The 18,367-nt window shown below is 37.1% G+C and carries 22 protein-coding genes; 4 read left to right on the forward strand and 18 right to left on the reverse strand.

The annotated features are described in order from the left end of the window. Positions 1-6: 6 nt before the first annotated feature. The 7 genes from IJF99_RS07935 to IJF99_RS07965 form a co-directional block, all read right to left on the reverse strand. Positions 7-645, reverse strand: a complete 639-nt coding sequence (locus tag IJF99_RS07935; protein ID WP_292793948.1) for a hypothetical protein — start codon at positions 643-645, stop codon at positions 7-9. Between the two features lies 1 nt (position 646). Beyond that, positions 647-1,042 (reverse strand): RDD family protein, encoded by a 396-nt coding sequence (locus IJF99_RS07940; protein ID WP_292793951.1) that lies wholly within the window; start codon positions 1,040-1,042, stop codon positions 647-649. A 9-nt stretch (positions 1,043-1,051) separates the two neighbouring features. Continuing rightward, positions 1,052-2,071: a hydrogenase expression/formation protein HypE gene (gene hypE / locus IJF99_RS07945; protein ID WP_292793953.1), complete on the reverse strand. Its 1,020-nt coding sequence runs from the start codon at positions 2,069-2,071 to the stop codon at positions 1,052-1,054. Between the two features lie 109 nt (positions 2,072-2,180). Continuing rightward, positions 2,181-2,555 carry a 30S ribosomal protein S8e gene (locus IJF99_RS07950; RefSeq protein ID WP_292793955.1) on the reverse strand — a complete coding sequence of 125 codons (375 nt, stop codon included), beginning with the start codon at positions 2,553-2,555 and terminating at the stop codon, positions 2,181-2,183. 192 nt (positions 2,556-2,747) lie between these two features. Continuing rightward, the gene (locus IJF99_RS07955) at positions 2,748-2,984 is read right to left on the reverse strand and encodes a hypothetical protein (protein WP_292793958.1); all 237 of its coding nucleotides are present in this window, start codon (positions 2,982-2,984) and stop codon (positions 2,748-2,750) included. 4 nt (positions 2,985-2,988) lie between these two features. Then, positions 2,989-3,279, reverse strand: a complete 291-nt coding sequence (locus IJF99_RS07960; RefSeq protein ID WP_292793961.1) for a hypothetical protein — start codon at positions 3,277-3,279, stop codon at positions 2,989-2,991. A 158-nt stretch (positions 3,280-3,437) separates the two neighbouring features. After that, entirely contained in the window at positions 3,438-3,785 is a 348-nt protein-coding gene (locus IJF99_RS07965) for a hypothetical protein (protein ID WP_292793964.1), read from the reverse strand. Positions 3,786-3,976: 191 nt separating this feature from the next. Between IJF99_RS07965 and IJF99_RS07970 the strand changes: the two genes are divergently transcribed. Beyond that, entirely contained in the window at positions 3,977-4,660 is a 684-nt protein-coding gene (locus IJF99_RS07970) for a DNA polymerase domain-containing protein (protein ID WP_292793967.1), read from the forward strand. A gap of 36 nt (positions 4,661-4,696) precedes the next feature. Beyond that, a complete protein-coding gene (locus IJF99_RS07975; protein WP_292793970.1) occupies positions 4,697-5,392 on the forward strand; it encodes a TIGR02253 family HAD-type hydrolase in 696 nt (231 codons plus the stop codon). Between the two features lie 10 nt (positions 5,393-5,402). Here IJF99_RS07975 and IJF99_RS07980 read toward each other — a convergent pair whose 3' ends face one another. The 9 genes from IJF99_RS07980 to hemB all read right to left on the reverse strand — a co-directional run bounded on the left by IJF99_RS07980 (position 5,403) and on the right by hemB (position 12,910). Then, a complete protein-coding gene (locus IJF99_RS07980) occupies positions 5,403-6,176 on the reverse strand; it encodes an exodeoxyribonuclease III (protein WP_292793973.1) in 774 nt (257 codons plus the stop codon). Then, positions 6,176-7,717, reverse strand: coding sequence for a phenylalanine--tRNA ligase subunit alpha (locus IJF99_RS07985; RefSeq protein ID WP_292793976.1), 1,542 nt, complete (start codon positions 7,715-7,717; stop codon positions 6,176-6,178). Before IJF99_RS07985 ends, IJF99_RS07980 begins: the two co-directional genes overlap by 1 nt. Positions 7,718-7,847: 130 nt before the next feature. After that, a complete protein-coding gene (locus IJF99_RS07990) occupies positions 7,848-8,231 on the reverse strand; it encodes a putative zinc-binding protein (protein ID WP_292793978.1) in 384 nt (127 codons plus the stop codon). Positions 8,232-8,275: 44 nt separating this feature from the next. Continuing rightward, positions 8,276-9,007: an NAD(P)H-dependent oxidoreductase gene (locus tag IJF99_RS07995; RefSeq protein WP_292793980.1), complete on the reverse strand. Its 732-nt coding sequence runs from the start codon at positions 9,005-9,007 to the stop codon at positions 8,276-8,278. Next, positions 9,008-9,619 carry a GNAT family N-acetyltransferase gene (locus IJF99_RS08000; protein WP_292793982.1) on the reverse strand — a complete coding sequence of 204 codons (612 nt, stop codon included), beginning with the start codon at positions 9,617-9,619 and terminating at the stop codon, positions 9,008-9,010. It lies immediately after the preceding gene. After that, positions 9,616-10,236, reverse strand: coding sequence for a TetR/AcrR family transcriptional regulator (locus tag IJF99_RS08005; protein WP_292793985.1), 621 nt, complete (start codon positions 10,234-10,236; stop codon positions 9,616-9,618). Before IJF99_RS08005 ends, IJF99_RS08000 begins: the two co-directional genes overlap by 4 nt. 111 nt (positions 10,237-10,347) lie before the next feature. After that, entirely contained in the window at positions 10,348-10,977 is a 630-nt protein-coding gene (locus IJF99_RS08010) for a stage II sporulation protein M (protein WP_292793987.1), read from the reverse strand. A gap of 53 nt (positions 10,978-11,030) precedes the next feature. Further along, positions 11,031-11,909 carry a triphosphoribosyl-dephospho-CoA synthase gene (locus IJF99_RS08015; protein WP_292793989.1) on the reverse strand — a complete coding sequence of 293 codons (879 nt, stop codon included), beginning with the start codon at positions 11,907-11,909 and terminating at the stop codon, positions 11,031-11,033. Continuing rightward, the gene (hemB, locus tag IJF99_RS08020) at positions 11,909-12,910 is read right to left on the reverse strand and encodes a porphobilinogen synthase (protein WP_292793991.1); all 1,002 of its coding nucleotides are present in this window, start codon (positions 12,908-12,910) and stop codon (positions 11,909-11,911) included. The genes IJF99_RS08015 and hemB overlap by 1 nt, the downstream gene beginning before the upstream one ends. Before the next feature lie 98 nt (positions 12,911-13,008). Here hemB and aroC point away from each other — a divergent pair, with 98 nt between their 5' ends. Next, positions 13,009-14,109: a chorismate synthase gene (gene aroC / locus IJF99_RS08025; protein ID WP_292793994.1), complete on the forward strand. Its 1,101-nt coding sequence runs from the start codon at positions 13,009-13,011 to the stop codon at positions 14,107-14,109. Here aroC and IJF99_RS08030 read toward each other — a convergent pair. Further along, positions 14,106-15,029, reverse strand: a complete 924-nt coding sequence (locus IJF99_RS08030) for an MBL fold metallo-hydrolase (RefSeq protein WP_292793997.1) — start codon at positions 15,027-15,029, stop codon at positions 14,106-14,108. The genes aroC and IJF99_RS08030 overlap by 4 nt on opposite strands. 12 nt (positions 15,030-15,041) lie before the next feature. Next, a complete protein-coding gene (locus IJF99_RS08035; RefSeq protein WP_292793999.1) occupies positions 15,042-15,962 on the reverse strand; it encodes a DUF2121 domain-containing protein in 921 nt (306 codons plus the stop codon). 277 nt (positions 15,963-16,239) lie between these two features. On the opposite strand from IJF99_RS08035, the gene acs reads away from it, so the two are divergent. Then, a complete protein-coding gene (acs, locus tag IJF99_RS08040) occupies positions 16,240-18,336 on the forward strand; it encodes an acetate--CoA ligase alpha subunit (RefSeq protein ID WP_292794001.1) in 2,097 nt (698 codons plus the stop codon). Positions 18,337-18,367: the final 31 nt, after the last annotated feature.

Raw genomic sequence — 18,367 nt, forward strand, 5'->3', positions numbered from 1 at the left:
TTGGAACTAAACAACCCTATTCAAGCCCAAATGGATTTTGTTTTTCTTATAAACCTTATCCAAAATCCCATTCCATTCCTCAATAGATATGTGGCCCTTATTTGGGATTAGACTATCAAGTGATGCTTCGGTTACGTTTAAAATATCTGCAAGCACATATGACAATGTTCTGCCCGTTAAAGACAAATCATAAGGGTCATATCCTGTTACCGCCAGAACCCACACATTATCTTTGGATGAACTGTTATACTCCTTTCTAAGCGAATCAAACCAACTGGCTATTCGAGCATCATCAGTTCCAATTCCTTCGCCAATTGAGATATAATAATCCTCGCCGCTGAAATCAATTGAATCAATGGCCTTTTGGATTTTATTTTTAAGTTCCGGAGAATCCAACTCCAAATCAAATTCGTTATTGGTTATTGTATCTGACAAATAGTTTTCCAGTTCCTTCTTATTTTTAAAATAGCCTAACGGCTCCAATCTGTCAGGATCGCGGTCGCATAAGTCATAGATTAGGTCTTCATCAACATCGACAATCTCATAACCATCTAATTTATGTGATTTATACTCTTTAAAGTCAATGCAATAGTTTTCCAAATCTTCCTTATTCAGATACCAGAGAACCTGGACTTTTTTTATCATCCTAATCACTTACAACAACGGTACGTGTAATGCTGTTCAATATCCTATCAGTTTTCAAAAATCGGCCTATTAACCAATCAAAAATAATTGGAACCCAATATATTTTTGTCAGATTACGTACAATTGCCTGAGGCCATGAAATATCATGACCGTTCTGTGATTTGACTTTAAGATACAATACGGATTTGCCAATTGTAGCGCCAAAGTTTTTTTCACAAAATATAAAATAAATCAATATCAGGAAAGGTACAAAATAAGGGAAATACTGATAAACACTATAAACTGTGCTTGGAGTCATTACCGCAAATATGAAGTAAGATAAAATCCACATTATCGCTGAAACTACAAAAAAATCAATGATATATGCAATTACTCTTCTTGTAAATACTGTAGCCATATTTTCACCTTAACATACTCTAGGAACCGGATCGGCTATCGGGGCTTCGAGAATTCTTTCACCACCTATAGGGGTGTTGACGACAACATAATCGCCTTCAACAACCTCACCGATTATTGCTGCATTTTCACCATACTTTTCGCCTTTAATAGCTTCCAGAACCGCTTCAGCCTTATCGGCCTTAACGCCCATAACAACTTTTCCCTCATTGGCTACTTCAAACGGATCAATACCCAGCATTTCAGAAACAGCATGGACCTCCTCTCTTATAGGAATCGCATCTTGTTCAAGCACAACACCTACACCTGCTTTTGAGGCCATTTCATTGATTGCATTTGCAAAGCCTCCACGGGTAGGGTCCTTCATAGCTGTAACTCCACCAATATCTAAAGCTTTCTTAATTATATTCCACATAGGAGCGACATCTGATTTCAAATCTGTTTCAAAACCAAATCCTTCCCTAAATGACATAAGACTCATACCATGGTCTCCTAAACTGCCGGTGACAATAATCTTGTCGCCGATTTCAAGACCAGAATCACGAACCACTTCACCCTTTTTGGCTATTCCTATACCTGTTGTGACCATAACAATACCGTCAAGCTTGTCTTGAGGCATCACCTTTGTATCTCCGGTAATTACTGCAACACCAACCTCTTCACAGGCTTCGTTTAAGGATTTCATGATTTTATCCAAATCTTCAATCGGGAAGCCTTCCTGCATGATAATCGCGTTTGAAATAGCTAATGGTTGAGCACCCATTACGGAAACGTCGTTTATTGTTCCTGCGGCTGAAATTCTGCCGATGTCCCCTCCCGGGAAAAATAATGGGTCGATTGTGTGACCATCTGTTGTAAAAACAATTTCATAATCCCCTAAAGGAATTGATGCTCCATCATCTAAGTCATCCAAGCTAATACCACCATTCACACTTTTTTTAGTGATATTGTCTAAAATTGTGCTGGAGATTAAATTAGCCATGACTTCTCCGCCGGCTCCATGATTCATATTAATTTTATCTTCTGACATTTTATCTCCTAAATCTAATAATAACTAACAAAGTAATATTTGTAAAAACAAGTATTTAAAATTATGAAAAAAGTATATAAAAAAAAAGAGAATTTAAAGATAGAAATCTTTAAATTAAAATTCCGTTGATAACACCATCTTGACCAGGTCTGGATGTTACTTTAGCATTACCTTCAGGAGTTTCTACGATAGCACCTTTGGTAATGATGTTCCTTCTTACGTAGTTAGGGTTTGCGGTGTTTTCGACTACTCCTAAAATGTCTACAACTTGGGTTTTGCCGTTTGCGTCGGTAACGTTGATCTTATTACCGGTAGCTAACCTGAGTTTTTCGTTTCCGCCACGGGTTCTGATTTTTCTTAATTTTTTTTCATCTAACCTAGTTTCAGCTGGGTCTCTTCCTAATTCTGATTTCCTTTTTCCACGGTGTGCAACATTTCTTGCACCTGATGGACTTCTTGTTGATTTTCCTTGAGAAATTGCCATTATTTCACCTAATAAATATAATCTGTAATATAATAATCGCTGTCAATAAGTCCCTTTTCAATTAAGCCATCGGCAAGATTATTGATAACTTAATTATTGAGAGCAAAAAAGAGCCTTAAAGAATAATGATAATAAAATATTACTTTATCATTATATATAAATGTTATATTTTTAAGGCCTAAAATAAGAATTTCAATTTTTATTTTTTAAAATAAATTCATCAATCAGTTTATCGAATTCCTCTTCAGACAAATTTTCATCTGATGCAGCTTCAAGAATTTGTTGAATATCCTCATCAGAAACATCATCACCCAATAACTCAAGCAGCAATTGCTTTAGGTCTCCATCATCAATGTACGCTTCAGCCGAAGTTACAGATTGTGAGTTTCCATCTTCATCAAGGGTATAATATGGAATTTCTTTTGACATTTAATTATTCCTCATCGTCTTCATCGGGAAATTCATAGTAAACTACATTATATGGATCATCATCGAATTGCCATTCATTCGGTTCGTCAAGGTAATCTTCATCATCCAGAATATCGTCGCCAAGTTCCTCTTCGCCTTCAACCTGTATTACGATATTTACTTCATCACCTAACTCTTCAACATCAATTCCCAATTCCTCCAAGTCTATTTCCAGTTCTCCATCTTCAATGGCCTCCGGAGGCACCACTATAACGATTTCATCTACAGAATCAACATTGATATTTTCATCTTTCATATTATCACTTCGATTAATAGTTATTTGATTAACTGATATTTAAAATTTAACGGTCAATTGAAATGTGAAAGTCCTTGTTCAATCCTCAGATTGGGGGATAATGGAGTATTTTTACTCCATTGAAAGCGCTATTCCCCGTTTGTAGGAATCGTCAGGTCCTACATGTTGCAATCTATCAGATATTTCAAATCAGGAATGCCGAAAGTGTTTTTGCATTCTGTTGCAAAAATCAATGAACCTTCAACACACATCCTGAACACTAGATTGTTGCTGTCACAGTCAATGCCTATTTTAACATCAGCACTTTCGAGTGTGCTTTTTGAAGTGTTCAAGACTTCAGAGGCGTTTTGGATGAAAACTGATGTAGGCATATTGGAATCATTAATTGCCAGAAATACCCCATCGCTTATGCCATAATCTGCTATGTATCCATTTTTTCCATCTATTTTGCCAACGAATGTATCGTTTATTTCGTCATAACTTGAAATTAATCTTTCTTTTTTCATAATATCAACTCCACACTAAACTATATTTAATATAATATATAATGAATGTCCAAGAGCATTTGAAAAGTATTATTTTTATTTTTCACCTAAATTTAAGCATTCTAATGCAATTAAATTGCATCGTTTTGATAAAATTGACTTCAAAAAAAGATATTAACACCATTAACTAAATTATAAAATAGGTGTAAAAATTGGTTGAAGAAAGCCCAGAACAAATTGCTCTTGAAGCTGAAATTAAACAGCAAGCCCAGAAATTCCTGACATACCTCAATTCAACACTGCCCGAAAGCATGGAATTGGAATATGAGGGATTTTACAGAAGAGGCTTCTTTGTCAGCAAAAAAAGATATGCCGTGATTGAGGATGGGGAAATCATAGCGAAAGGATTGGAATTGGTTAGGAGAGACTGGGCTCCAATAGTGAAAAATACACAGGAATCTATTTTAATGGCTATTTTAAAAGAAGGGGATTCCAATAAGGCTATTGATGAAGTGAAAAAAGTCCTGAAACGGATTAAAAAAGGCGAAGTTGATAAAAAAGAACTTATTATCCACACCCAGATAACCAAACCATTAAACCAGTATAAGCAAGTTGGCCCACATGTCGTGGCGGCCCAGAGAATCGAGGAACATGGCGTTAAGGTTTCACGAGGAACCATCATCCAATACATAATAGTTAAAGGAAAAGGCTCAATCAGCCAGAGGGCCGTGCCGTATGAATACAGCGAAGGCTATGACTATGACAAGGACTATTACATCAACAATCAGCTGATACCTGCAGTTGAAAGGATTATGTATTCATTCGGATACAGCAAAAAAGACCTGCAGGACCTTGCAGCCGGTGAAGTCCAACAAAGTTTAGATGCATTTTTCTAAATATTTAAATATTTTTAAGGTTATATTAAAAACCATATGATTAAAAATGATGATGACCGTGTTGTATTTTTCGATGTAGATGGCACATTGCTTGACACATCCGATTTTGCGGAAACCGCAAGAAAAGCGGCAATAGGATTGATGGTGGACAACGGTTTGCCCCTTGACAAGGATGAGGCATATGGTGTTTTAAAAACAATTATCCGTGAAAAAGGTTCCAATTATGGAAAACACTTTAATGTATTGACCCAAGTAGTGTTAGGCCATGAGGATCCGATGCTGGTGGCGCTCGGCATGATTACCTACCACAACGTTAAAATGGCTCTTTTAAGACCATTTCCAGAAACCATCGATACCCTAATCTATCTTAAAAGCCAAGGATATCGTCTTGCAGTCATATCAAACGGACTGACCATCAAACAATGGGAAAAATTAGTTAGGCTAAACATACACTCATTTTTCGATGAAGTTATCACATCAGAAGCAGTTGGTAAAAATAAGCCGAACAAGCTAATCTATGATGTGGCTCTTAGAAAAATGAAAGGAAACCCTGAAAAATCCGTTATGATAGGCAATAAATTCAAAGAAGATGCGCTGGGCGCAGTCAATGCGGGCATGAGTGCAATTCTTGTCAATGCAGACATTACCGAAGAGGACAGGGAATACATTAAACAGGAAAAATTAGATATTACCATCATTGACAATATTGGTGACGTAAACACTATCTTATAATCGCCAAGCTTCAAAACTCCAGTTCCAAGGTTACCGGGCAGTGGTCTGAACCGTAAATGTCTGATAAAATTTCAGCTGATTTTACGTTATCTTTCATTTCTTCATTTACATAGAAATAGTCCAATCTCCAGCCGGCATTTCTTTCACGTGCACGGGTCCTATAACTCCACCAGGTAAAGTTATTTTCCCCTTCATCAAACATTCTGAATGTATCGACAAAACCCGCTTCCTCAATCTGGTCTAGCCATGCCCTTTCTTCCGGCAAATAACCTGATTTTCCCTCGCAGTTTTTAGGATTATAAACATCAATCGGATTGTGGGCAATGTTATAGTCCCCTGTGATGACTATGTTTTTGCCTTCGTTTTTAAGTTCAACAAGCTGGTCCAATAACGCATTGCAGAAATCAACTTTAAAATCCAGTCTTTTAGCTTCCATTCCACTGTTTGGGAAGTAGATATTGTATAAAATGAAGTCGGGATATTCTACCTTTAAAACTCTGCCTTCAGAATCCAGCCTCTCAACGCCAAGCCCTTTAGTGACGCTTACAGGTTCTATTTTGGAGTAGGTTCCGACTCCACTGTATCCTTTCTTTTCGGCTTCATTGAAACATTGGTGGAATCCCTCCACATCAGCTAATCTTTTAGGAATTTTATCCTGTGTTGCTCTGACTTCCTGAAAGTTGATGATGTCCGCATCGGTGTTTTCGAACCAGTCCCAAAACTCATCTTTTTTGGATACTGCTCTGATACCGTTAACGTTCCATGAAACTAGCTTCACTGACATTATAATTCGACTCCATTAACGGTAGGCAATTCACGAAGCCATTTGATATCGCTTTTGTAGAGCATACGAATGTCTTCAACATCATACCTAATCATGGCAAGTCTTTCAATACCCAAACCGAAAGCCAATGCAGGTTGGTCAATGCCCAATGGCCTTAATACTTCAGGTCTGAACATTCCTGCCCCTCCAAGCTCGATCCAGCTTTCCTTTTCCTCGAGATAGATTTCGGTTTCAGTGGACAGATATGTGTAAGGGAAGTATGCAGGTCTGAATCTCACTTCAAAACCTAATTTTTTATAGAATTCTTTTAGAGTTCCTAGAAGATTTTGATAGCTAATTCCTTTATCGCAAACCAATCCTTCCACCTGATGGAATTCCGGCAAGTGCTTATAATCAAAAGTCTCTCTTCTGAACACCCTTCCAACTGAAAACATTTTAATTGGAGGTTCATGATTGAATAAGTGTTTGGTTGATATTCCGGTTGTGTGGGTTCTTAAAACGCTTTGGCGTGCAATGTCTTCACTCCAATCATATTGCCAGCCAATGGAACCTGTATCGGCACCGGTTTCATGAGTTTCCGCAGTGAGTTTTACAAGCGCATCATCCGGCAAATCGCATGTCAAAGGATTCTTAAGGTAGAATGTATCCTGCATTTCACGGGCTGCGTGATCCTGTGGCTGGAAAAGTGAGTCAAAGTTCCAGAATGCAGATTCGACAAATTCTCCATTGTCTTCTGAAAAGCCCATATTCAGGAATATCTCCCTGATTTCATCAATGATTACTCTTAATGGGTGTTTTTTGCCGGCAAAAATTACAGGAGCTTCCGCCTTTATATCATATGGACGGTATTCCAAGCTTTTCCATTCACCCTCCTTCAGGTGTTCATGAGTTAATTGGGTAGCTTGTTCTTTTATTTCAAAGCCAACGTTGAGTATTTCTTCTCCTTTAGGCAGGATTTTAAATGAGTGTGAGGTTTCTTTTTTAATATTTAAGATGTTTTTCCTACCGGTTAACTTTTTAAAGCCATCCCTTAAATCATCAGCAAAGAGTTTAACACCGTCAGCATTGGCTTTAAGATGTTCCAGAACTTTTTCATCAACATCAGACTTGCCTGCGAAGTCCTTACCCACATCTGTGATGTTGATTACGCCTTTATCGATTTGCGCCCAGTTCTTTTGACGCAACCATCCAAGAGCAATTCCAGTTTCCTTTTTGTCAATTCCTGCCTCATCGGCCAAATCCTTCATAGGAATCTGTTTTTTTTCGGCCAGAACATTCAATATCTTTCTTTCTGGAAGTCCCTGGTTAGCGTATTTAAGTCCATCTTCTGTTAATGAATATATCATTTGCACATCTTTGCGCATTTCAATAATGTCTTTAGATGCAAGTGATCCGGCTGCGCTCATTACTGATTTGATATCCATACCAGTATTTGAAGCAATCCTGTTTGGGGTGGCATCCGGATTAGCTTCCAGTTCCTTTAAAAGTTTCTTTTCATAAATATGTAATTCACTAATGGTTTTTTTAATATCCTCACTCATTCAAACACCATAATTTATAGATTAATAATATGATAATATATGTTTAGATTAATTTATAAATTTAGTGCTGAATTTAAAAAAATAGCGAAAAAAATAAAAAAAATAATGAAATAATATTCCTGCTGACTCATCAGAACAATTTTTCTATTGTTTTAATCAGTTCTTCCTTTAAAATTTTAACGCATTCTTCAGCTTCGCCATCCAATCTGAAAGGGTCCTTTGCAGATACTTCAAAGCCACTTAAAGCTTCACCAACGCTAACCGTATCAGCAACATAGATTCCCTTGTTTTCAAGTATCTTGTTTACACACCCGTTTGAACATCCGTTAACCGCAATTATCGGATATTTTTTAAGCATCTGATTGTTTTTGCCTTCGATATCGGCTGAAGTTGAACCCATACAGATAGATATTATATTCTCATCTTCCTTTCTACAGTCCCCCACTGCAACACGGGACACCAATCCGTTAGGACTCATTCCATTGCATGGAGCCAATGCAATCTTTTCAACCATATTATCACCAGTCCTGTAATATAATAATTCTTTTTATAAGTCTACTATTTAATAACTCTTTTGAGAATAAAAAACATCAATTTCGCAAACAATTTTTTCAAAACATTTAAGTTTACTTCAGGTGCAAAATCATGATTGACCAAACCTGTTTCAAACCAATATTGCTTATCCGCTTCAATTGGATCCTTTGATAATGCCATAGCCTTCCATACATTGAAAAACATTACATCCCCAAATTTAGGGGAATGCAACTTCCCTGATTCGACATTCTTGGAAAATTCTTGTGCAATCTTATCTATTCCTTTTGTCTCGAGTTCCTCTTTTCCGCCGCAGGCCATTGGGAGTTTATATACTTTATTTACACCCCAATGCCTTAATGTCTCATCAATGTATGAAGCCACTTTTTTATGGCCCGCACCGGCTGTTGTAACAACCACCAAAGCTTTCTTGGTGAAAAATTCCGGCCGGTGATATAAATAAGCGGCATGATCCAGGAAGTTTTTCAAAATGGCCGTTACATTCATTGCATAAACCGGCGAGCCTATAATCATCCCATCGCAATCTCTTAATTTATCAAGAATCGGTTTGATTTTCTTGTGGTGGGGACACTTTTCCTCACTAAAATTAATGCAATTGTAACATCCTTTACATAATGGAATATCCTCCTTTGCCAAATGGATTTCCTCAAATCCGCCATTCAAATTAGTTTTAACCTGCTTTATGACCTCACATGTATTTCCCACTCTTGGAGATCCGTTGATAATCACATATTTCATTTAAACACCTAACTGCCCTTCCTTGATTAACTTTTCCTTATATTCGAACTTCTTGTCAAATTCATCCACTTCCGCTTCATCTACATTGAACACATCAGGAATGCGGAATATCCCCAAATCTTTTTCAATTTTGCTTTCATCAAAAATCTTAATCATGAAAAATGGGTTTTCCTGAGAGACATCTGTTTCCTCCAAGAAAATATTATATATCGAAGCGCTCTTAAAACCGAATCTTGAGTAATAATTCTCATCGCCCACTACAAAAACAAATGGAATGTTATCATTTTGAGCTATTTCCAGTGTGTAACTTATTAATTTTGACCCCAATCCCCGATTTTGACTGTTAATATCAATTGAAATCGGACCCAATATGACTGCAGATACTGACTCGTTTCCATAGAGAATTTCACCTTTAGAATAATTAATATGGCCTATAATTTTTCCATCATCTTCAATGACATATGCCAGTTTGTTGATGAAGCTCTTATCGCCTCTTAGGTTGTGCACGATGAAATGTTCATATGCTCCCGGCCGATATACATTCCAGAAGGAATTCCTAACAAGTTTTTCAACTTCAAGGTAATCATTTTCATTTTCCAACCTTATTTTCATTGGATCCCCTCAATTTTAACAGAATTGAAAATTGTCTTTGCATGTTTTTCTGTTTTAGCCAAAAAGTCATCAAAAAACTTGTCGTCATCTTCTGGATAATTTAGGAAGAAATGTTCATACAACAAAAACATTCCGTAGTAGAAGAATGATTCCGAAAGTTGGCGCACATCACAATCCTTTTCAATCAGGTTCTTTTCTTTCATTAAGTTAAACAAGACAATCCAACCTTCAATTGGAGCTTCAATGACAGATTTCTTTAAGAAATTCCTCACATCATCGTTGTGATAAGATTCTATGAAGAATAATCTTGTTATTTTCATCATTCTCTCTTCTCTAAGCTTTGTTAGAAATGCATCACAGCCCGCTTTGTAAAAAAAGTCAAATCCCTTATCCAGGTTTAGGCTTGCTTGGTCCAATGCTATTTCATCACTAATCATTTCTTCAACATAATAATCTAAAATAGAGTTCATAATGGCTTGTTTGCTTGAATAATGATTGTAAATTGAGCTTTCTTTTATTCCCACTTCACCAGCAATTTGGCGAACTGATACGCCATCAAAACCATATTTTGAAAACAAATCTATTGAAACATTGAAAATTTTTTCCTTATTGTTCATAATATCATGACTAACAGTTGTTAGTTAATGTTAATCCTTGATGATATATAAAACTAACGATTGTTAGTTTAACTATTTTAGCAGACACAATGTTTTTGAAGATAATCTTTTTTAACCGCCTACAATGAGATTTGAAAACGGAACTGAGAAATACGCTTCGATTGGTGCAGCGATAAGCAGCAGTATTGTTGAAAAAATCATTAGTATTATGCTTTGAATCAAAACTTTCTTGGTTTTTTCAAATGAATCGGAAACCCCCTGCGTTTCACTACTTCGCATGGCCTTTAAGAATCTCCAAATAAACAGGAACAACAATATTCCGGCAACGGATTGGAGAACAGTAGCTGTGATTTCAAATATTCCATGAGGAATTAAATAAACAATATATTTAATGCCGCCATTTGGCAATATTGTATCAAATAATTGGCCAAAAAGTCCTAGATTAACCGCATTATATGCCAACAATAGAAAAGCAGGAATTGCAAAGAATATTGAAGAGACATAGGTTAAGATTCCGCCTAACTCATTATGGATGAAAAATTCCATTGCACTACTTGCGTCCATAGCATTAGAATTGGGTGAAACAGGAACATCACTGAAATTAGTCCTTATTATATCAGCGGAAAAAAACCAAGCAGCAATGAAAAGAACGATGAATAGGATATATAATCCGATTATTAATTTCTTATTATCGCTGAAAGTTTCGACCAATAAATCTTTAAATTTGTTTAATATATTCATAAATGAATATATTTATCCAACGATTAATTAAATTTTCTAAAAAAAATAATAAATTATTTGAAATGGGTTTTCAAATAACTTACAAAAATTGATGCCGCGGTTAAATCGGCTGTGGTTCCAGGATTATAATCATTTTTGAAAAGATAATCATCAAATTCATTGAGCCTGTCGTTGAAATCACTTCCATCCTTCAGGTTGAGTAAATCCCTAGTCATCATTGATATTTTAAGGGCCTCATCCGAACCGTATTTCCTTGAAATTAAAGTATCAGGAACCTGTGATAAGATAGTTAAAAATGTTAAAACGCATGCGTCACATTTAGATTTCTCATCTTTTAGCTCATGATAAGTTGGATATCCTATTTCAAAAACAGCAGGCATGTCTGAAGTCATTTCACGAGCAAGCATATCCCAAGGAGCTGAGATTTTTAAAACATCATACATTGTCTGATTGTTTTGCCTTAACTCGTTTTTGGCATTGTCGCTGGACACATCGTATTCATCCTGATCGCCCATTCCTCCGGCATCTGCAATGTTGATTGCATCATACAAATCGCATGCATCATCAACGGAAGTGTTGGCCATTAACAACTTAACATTTTCTCTAATATCATCAAATGAGTCACTAATGGCTGCCGCAACAGCGATGGGAGTTGTCATCATCACAATTCCCAGATTGGTGTTGTTTTTAATCCATCTGTCAGTTTCACTAACAGCCTGCAGGATGTACTTACCCAATCTCGGGTTTTCAATGTCCACATCAGTGCATGCCTCACGAATGGCATCTCCTATAACAATGCCGCTTATTAGGAAGTCTTCGAATTCCATATCTTCAAAATCGCGGGTTCTGTGTACATTTCCAGGTTTTGGATATCCGCTTACTTCAAGCGCTGAAGCAATTTGGGCCATCTTTACAATTTCATCTACGTCCATTATATCAACTCATTTAAAAGCAGGTAAGGTGCGAAATTAGTGATTATTAAGTCTGCTCCAGCCCTCTTAATAGAAAGCAATGATTCTAAAATAGCCCTTTCAGTTAAAAATCCCTTTTCAATAGCGGCCATAAGCATAGCATATTCTCCACTTACATTATAAGCAACCAATGGCAGCATGAACTCATCCCTAACCATGCGGACAACATCCAAGTATGGAAGTGCCGGTTTGACCATTAAAAAGTCACATCCTTCAATTACGTCAAGTTCGCATTCCCTTATGGCTTCAACAGCATTGGCCGGGTCCATCTGATAGGATTTCCTGTCTCCCGCATGAGGTGATGAGCAGGCCGCAACCCTGAAGGGTTCGTAGAATGCTGAGGCATACTTTGCTGAATAGGACATTATCATTACATTTTTATAACCATTTTCATCCAGGCATTCGCGGATTGCACCAACCCTTCCATCCATCATATCAGAAGGAGCGACAATATCTGCACCGGCTTCGGCATGGGAGAGGGCGACTTTGGCAATGATAGGCAATGATTCATCATTCAATATTTCGATTCCGTCATCGGTATCCTCATTTTCAACTATCATGCCGCAATGGCCATGTGAAGTGTACTGGCAAAGGCATACGTCAGTGATGACAACAAGGTTTGTTTCCTTTTTAAGTCTTCTGACCGCCTTTTGAACAATCCCTGTTGCTGAGTAATCAGGTGTTGCAATTTCATCTTTAGTTTCTTCTTTAGGTATTCCAAATACAATGATTGATTTTAAACCTTTTTGCTCTAATTGTTTTGCGAATTTAATTCCACTATCCAAAGAATATCTGTATTCGCCAGGAAGTGATGAAATTTCTTCCTTTTCATCTCCTTGGAGTTCCTCCTTAAAATAAATCGGATAGATCAAATCGTCTTTTTCAAGTTTAGTTTCACGAACAATATTTCTAATCTTAGCATTTTTTCTGAGTCTTCTCATTCTTGTAGTTGGAAATTGCATAATAATCACTTGATTAATAATTATGATTTGAAAATATTTAAAAATTTATACTGAATATTAATATAATTAGAAAAACAAATAATAATCAGAGGTAAAACATGTCAAATTCAATTGGAGAAAAATTTCAAATAACCACTTTCGGCTCAAGCCATGGGAAAGCTGTCGGTGCGGTGGTTGACGGATGTCCTGCAAACCTTGAATTAAGCGCCGAAGACATACAAAGAGAGCTTGATAAAAGAAAACCTGGAACCAGTAGTGTGACTACTCCAAGAAAAGAAGATGATGAAGTCCAGATTTTATCCGGGATTTTTGAAGGCAGAACTGACGGAACACCAATCACAGGAATCGTTTTCAACAAGAATCAGAAATCCAAAGATTATTCCATGTTTAAGGACACACCACGTCCGTCTCATGGTGATTTCGGCTGGATGATGAAATACGGCAACTATGATTACAATGGCGGAGGCCGTGGAAGCGGCAGAGTTACAATCGGCCATGTAATCGGAGGGGCAATAGCCAAGAAACTATTAGAAACCCAGAACATTGAAATTATTTCTCACGTAACACAAATAGGAAACATTAAAGCAAAACCTCTAGACTTCAACACAATTAAGGAAAATATCGAAAAGAATCCTATAAGATGCGGCGATTTAAAGGCAGCAAAAGAAATGGAAGAACTGATTTTAGCCAAAAAAGAGGAAGGAGACTCTGTCGGAGGAATCGTTGAAACAATAGCCGTTGGAGTTCCTCAGGGATTGGGCGAACCTGTCTTCGAAAGGCTTGACGGTGACCTTGCAAGGATTCTGATGAATATCGGTGCCGTTAAAGGTGTTGAAATTGGCCTTGGATTTGATGTTGCAGAACATGCCGGTTCTGAGATAAACGACGAATACCAAATTGAAAATGGCATAATCACCACTAAAACAAATAATTCCGGCGGAATCATAGGCGGTATGAGCAATGGCATGCCGATAGTTTCCAGAATTGCAGTCAAACCTACTCCATCCATCTCCAAATGTCAGGATTCAATCGATTTGGAAAAAATGGAAAATAAAAAAATAGAAATTAGAGGGCGTCATGACCCATGTATCTGTCCTAGAATAACTGCCGTTGCCGAATCAAGCACAGCAATTGTTCTTGCAGACCATATGATACGTTCAGGTTTTATACATCCTACTAATTTAGAAAAACAAATCTAATTTTTCTTTATAATGGACAATTCATCGAATTCATTATGTTTGAAAGCCAATTGGTAAGAATTCTTTCTTTCGCTTTCATATAAAGTGTGACTGGTGCTGTGAACTGATGATTGAGTGTCCTTTAGAGAAATCAGCCTGAATCGTTTCGGATTATTGTAGTTCACATTAAATGATAAACCATCATATGCCGCTATGGTCTTGACTCCTGTGGCTTTAGAAATCTTTTTGGCTTCTGTAACCGGATTGCTTGAAATCATCTTAAGTCCCAAATGCGTCATTACAGCCACTTGCGGTTGCACTTCATTAATTAAATCTATGAAATTGCGGGAACACATGTGGCCGTTGATTGTCTTATTACCCGGCCTCAAGACGCTGGCAATTAGAATATCCGCACCTTCATGTTCCTTCGCCAAACCTTCAAAATATCCAGTATCAGAAGTGTAGGATAACTTAAAACCGTTATAATCAATTTGAAACCCGCATCCTGTTGGGTCTCCATGTAATGTTTTAGTGCCCTTGATTTTTACATTGTGCATCTGATTAAATTCGCCTGATTTTAAAACTATCTTGGCAGATTTGGATTTGTGATATGATGAAATGCAGGGACCCCATTTTTCATAGCCTTCCAGAACACTCTGACTGCCTACAATAACTCCTCGAGGCTTGGTCATGCCTTTTGTCATTGCTTCAATGAGGATTTCTGCATCATTGTAGTGGTCTGTATGTGAATGTGAAACAATAACTCCGCTTAGATTTCGCGGATCGAATCCGAACTGATAAGTCCTGATTAGGGCTCCTGGGCCCGGATCTATATGGTAATTTTTTCCGCCGAGGTTATCAATCCTGATGCCCCCGGTCATTCTTCTTTGGCTAATTGCGGAAAATCTTCCTCCGCCACTGCCTAAAAATGTTATTCTCATTCAAATCCCATTTTATAATGAGCATAAAATTATATCGCATCTTAGAGAAGATTTATCCTTTTTAAGGCATAAGTCCTCATTTTCAATAATAACCTTATCTCCTATCTTAACATTGTCACTTTCTGTAAACATCAATACGTTTTGGCCCGGTCCTGCAAGTTGTTTCCAATTTCCGTCAACGGCCTGTGTTTTATTGTTCAATTGGACGAACAGCATATCTCCATCAATTTGAACTACTCGACCGACTTCACCCTTGTTGAGGATTTTATTGGCCATTTCGATTTCTTTACTTTGCTGAATTAATTGTTCTGTCAATCCTTGTCTGAATTTGGTTAAAACCTTAATATCATGGTCAATTGTGATATTTAAATGTTTTTGTGCTTCAGATTTATTAAACTTAGGTTGTTGCATTAGAATATCAACCTTATCCCCAACGGTAGGTGTTTTAGAAGCAACCTCTTCTAAAATGCCCTGGAAAATTTCACCCATATATCTTAAGCTTTGGGAAGATTTCCATTCTCTTTTGATTAATGTTTGAGCCAAACGTTTTGCATAATCATTTCCAAAGATAATGACCCCATTTTCTCCTGCTTGACGGGATTCTGTATCGGACCCCAATAGTTCAACAATCTGGTATCCATTTGTAGTGCCGTAAATACGTCTCCTTCTTGTTTCAAAGGTTCCCTTTGTACTTACTTCCCCTCTGATGGTGTTTCCAATTATTTTAATCTTATTGGCATCATCAGTTATTTTAATTGAGATACCCAGTTCGGAAGCTCTTTTTAAAAAGTCATCATCATTGTCTATTTTTCCGTCATATAATTCCTTTTCTAATGTAGCTAAATTCTCTTTATCACCGAAATATCCTATTTTTCTTTTATCACTTGCCATTACACAGCCTTTTTTTCCAACATAAGCAATAATTAAGCTCATAATATCTCCTAATTTGATATTTTTTAAAATTATTAAAATATCAGTAATTTATTAATTATATATATTTATAATTATCCTACATTATAAATGTTAATAACTAATCTAAAAAATTTTATTTAAAAATTTATTTAAAAGAATAAAGCAATTTTAAGTAGTTTTTTGAATATCCAACAATAAATTTAAATAATAATATTATGAAAGATATAATTATATTAATTGTTAATTATTTATCATGATAATTTAACATGAAAATATAAAAATGACAGGAGAAAAACTTATGATAGATCTCAATAAGATGTTTAAACCTGAATCCGTAGCGGTTATTGGAGCTTCCAATACCCCTGGAAAAGTAGGATATATCATTGTTGACAATCTTATCAACGATGGATTTGAAGGCGAAATATATCCTGTAAACCCAAAAGGAGGAGAAATCCTCGGAAAAACAGCTTACGCAAATATTAAAGACGTGCCTGGAAAAGTAGATTTAGTAATCATTACTATTCCTTCCCCATTTGTAAACACTGCAGTTAAGGAATGTGGTGAAGTCGGCATAGAAAACATGGTTGTTATTACTGCCGGTTTCAAAGAAGTGGGTGGCGAAGGCGTTAAATTAGAAGCAGAATTAACTGCCCTTGGTAAAGAATATGGTATAAACATCATTGGACCAAACAGTTTAGGAATTACTGATTCACACACTCCTTTGAACGGATCATTTTCACAAATGATGCCTCCAACAGGAAATATGGCATTTATCTCCCAAAGTGGAGCCATGATGGTGGCCATTATCGATTGGAGTGTAACTTCCGGAATTGGATTCAGTAAAGTTATCAGTTTAGGTAACAAAGCAGGAGTAAGCGAAATCGAATTGCTGCAATACCTTGCTGAAGATGATGAAACCAATGTAATTATTTGTTATCTCGAATCAATTTCTGATGATGATGACTTTGTAAGAACCATGAGGGAAACCGCACACAAAAAACCGATTATTGTACTCAAATCCGGTTCAAGTAGTGCTGGAGCCGCAGCCGCATCCTCACATACCGGAGCATTGGCAGGCAGTGACTTGGCATTTGATACTGCATTCCACCAATCCGGAATCATGCGTGTGGAAACCATGGCAGAGTTATTTGATTTAGGCCTTGCATTTTCTAAAGCACCACTTCCAAAAGGTGACAGAGTGGCCATTATCACCAATGCCGGTGGTGGAGGAGTACTCACTGTAGACGCCATGGAAAAAGCAGGATTGGAACTCGTTCAATTTGATGAAGAAACTACTGCAAAACTAAAAGAATGCGTAACTGATGAAGGAAGTGCCAAAAACCCTATTGACGTATTGGGTGATGCACCGGTAATCAGATACAAAGAATCCTTAGAACTGGTATTGGGATATGAAGATGTTGACAGCTTAATCGTTATGGTTTGTCCGACAGCATCAGCTGACCCTGACGGAATTGCAGAAGCGATCATAGAAGAGAAAAAGAAATTCGACAAACCGGTTATTGTCGTTAACATGGGAGGACCAACCTTTGAAGATGCAAATGATGCATTGAGAGACAACGGCATACCAACTTACGTATTCCCTGAAACCGCAGTAAAAGCTCTCGAAGCCATGGTCAAATTTGCAAGATTGGAAGAAAGAGAATACGACGATGTGATTGAAAACATTGATGATGTTGACAAAGACGCCGTAAAAGCAATCTTCGACAAAGTCAAAGCTGACGGCAGAGACACATTACTCGGTAGTGAAGCATACGCTGTTGCAGAAGCCTACGGAATTTCAGCAGCACCAATTAAATTATCAACATCCGCCGATGAAGCGGCAGAACTTGCTGAGGAAATGGAATTCCCTGTTGTGCTTAAAATCGCATCCGACAAAATATTGCACAAATCCGATATTGGCGGTGTGAAAGTAGGAATCAGCAGCGCCGAAGAAGCAAAAGCAACATATGAAGAAATCATTGCAAATGCCAAAGCAGCTCATCCGGACATCGTTCCTGATGGTGTAGAAGTGCAGAAAATGATGGATTCCGGTGAAGAAGTCATTGTTGGTATGATTCGTGACAAACAATTCGGTCCTATGATTGCATTCGGTATGGGTGGAATCTATGTAAACCTTATTGAAGATGTATCATTCAACCTCGCTAAGGGTATGAGTTCCCAGGAAATTGAAGAACAAATCGCATCAACCAAAGTATCCAAATTGCTTGAAGGATACAGAGGAGAAGCGCCTTGTGATGTTGAAGAAGTCAAAGAAGCTATAAAAAGAGTAGCTAGACTGACTTTAGACTTCCCAGAAATATCAGAACTTGACATTAACCCAATATTCGTTTACGAAGAAGGTTCAAGTGCACTCGATATTAAAATTAAATTATAATTTCTCACATGAGAAATTACTCTTTTTTTCT

It is taken from the genome of Methanobrevibacter sp., assembly GCF_017406825.1.
Lineage (GTDB): Archaea > Methanobacteriota > Methanobacteria > Methanobacteriales > Methanobacteriaceae > Methanocatella.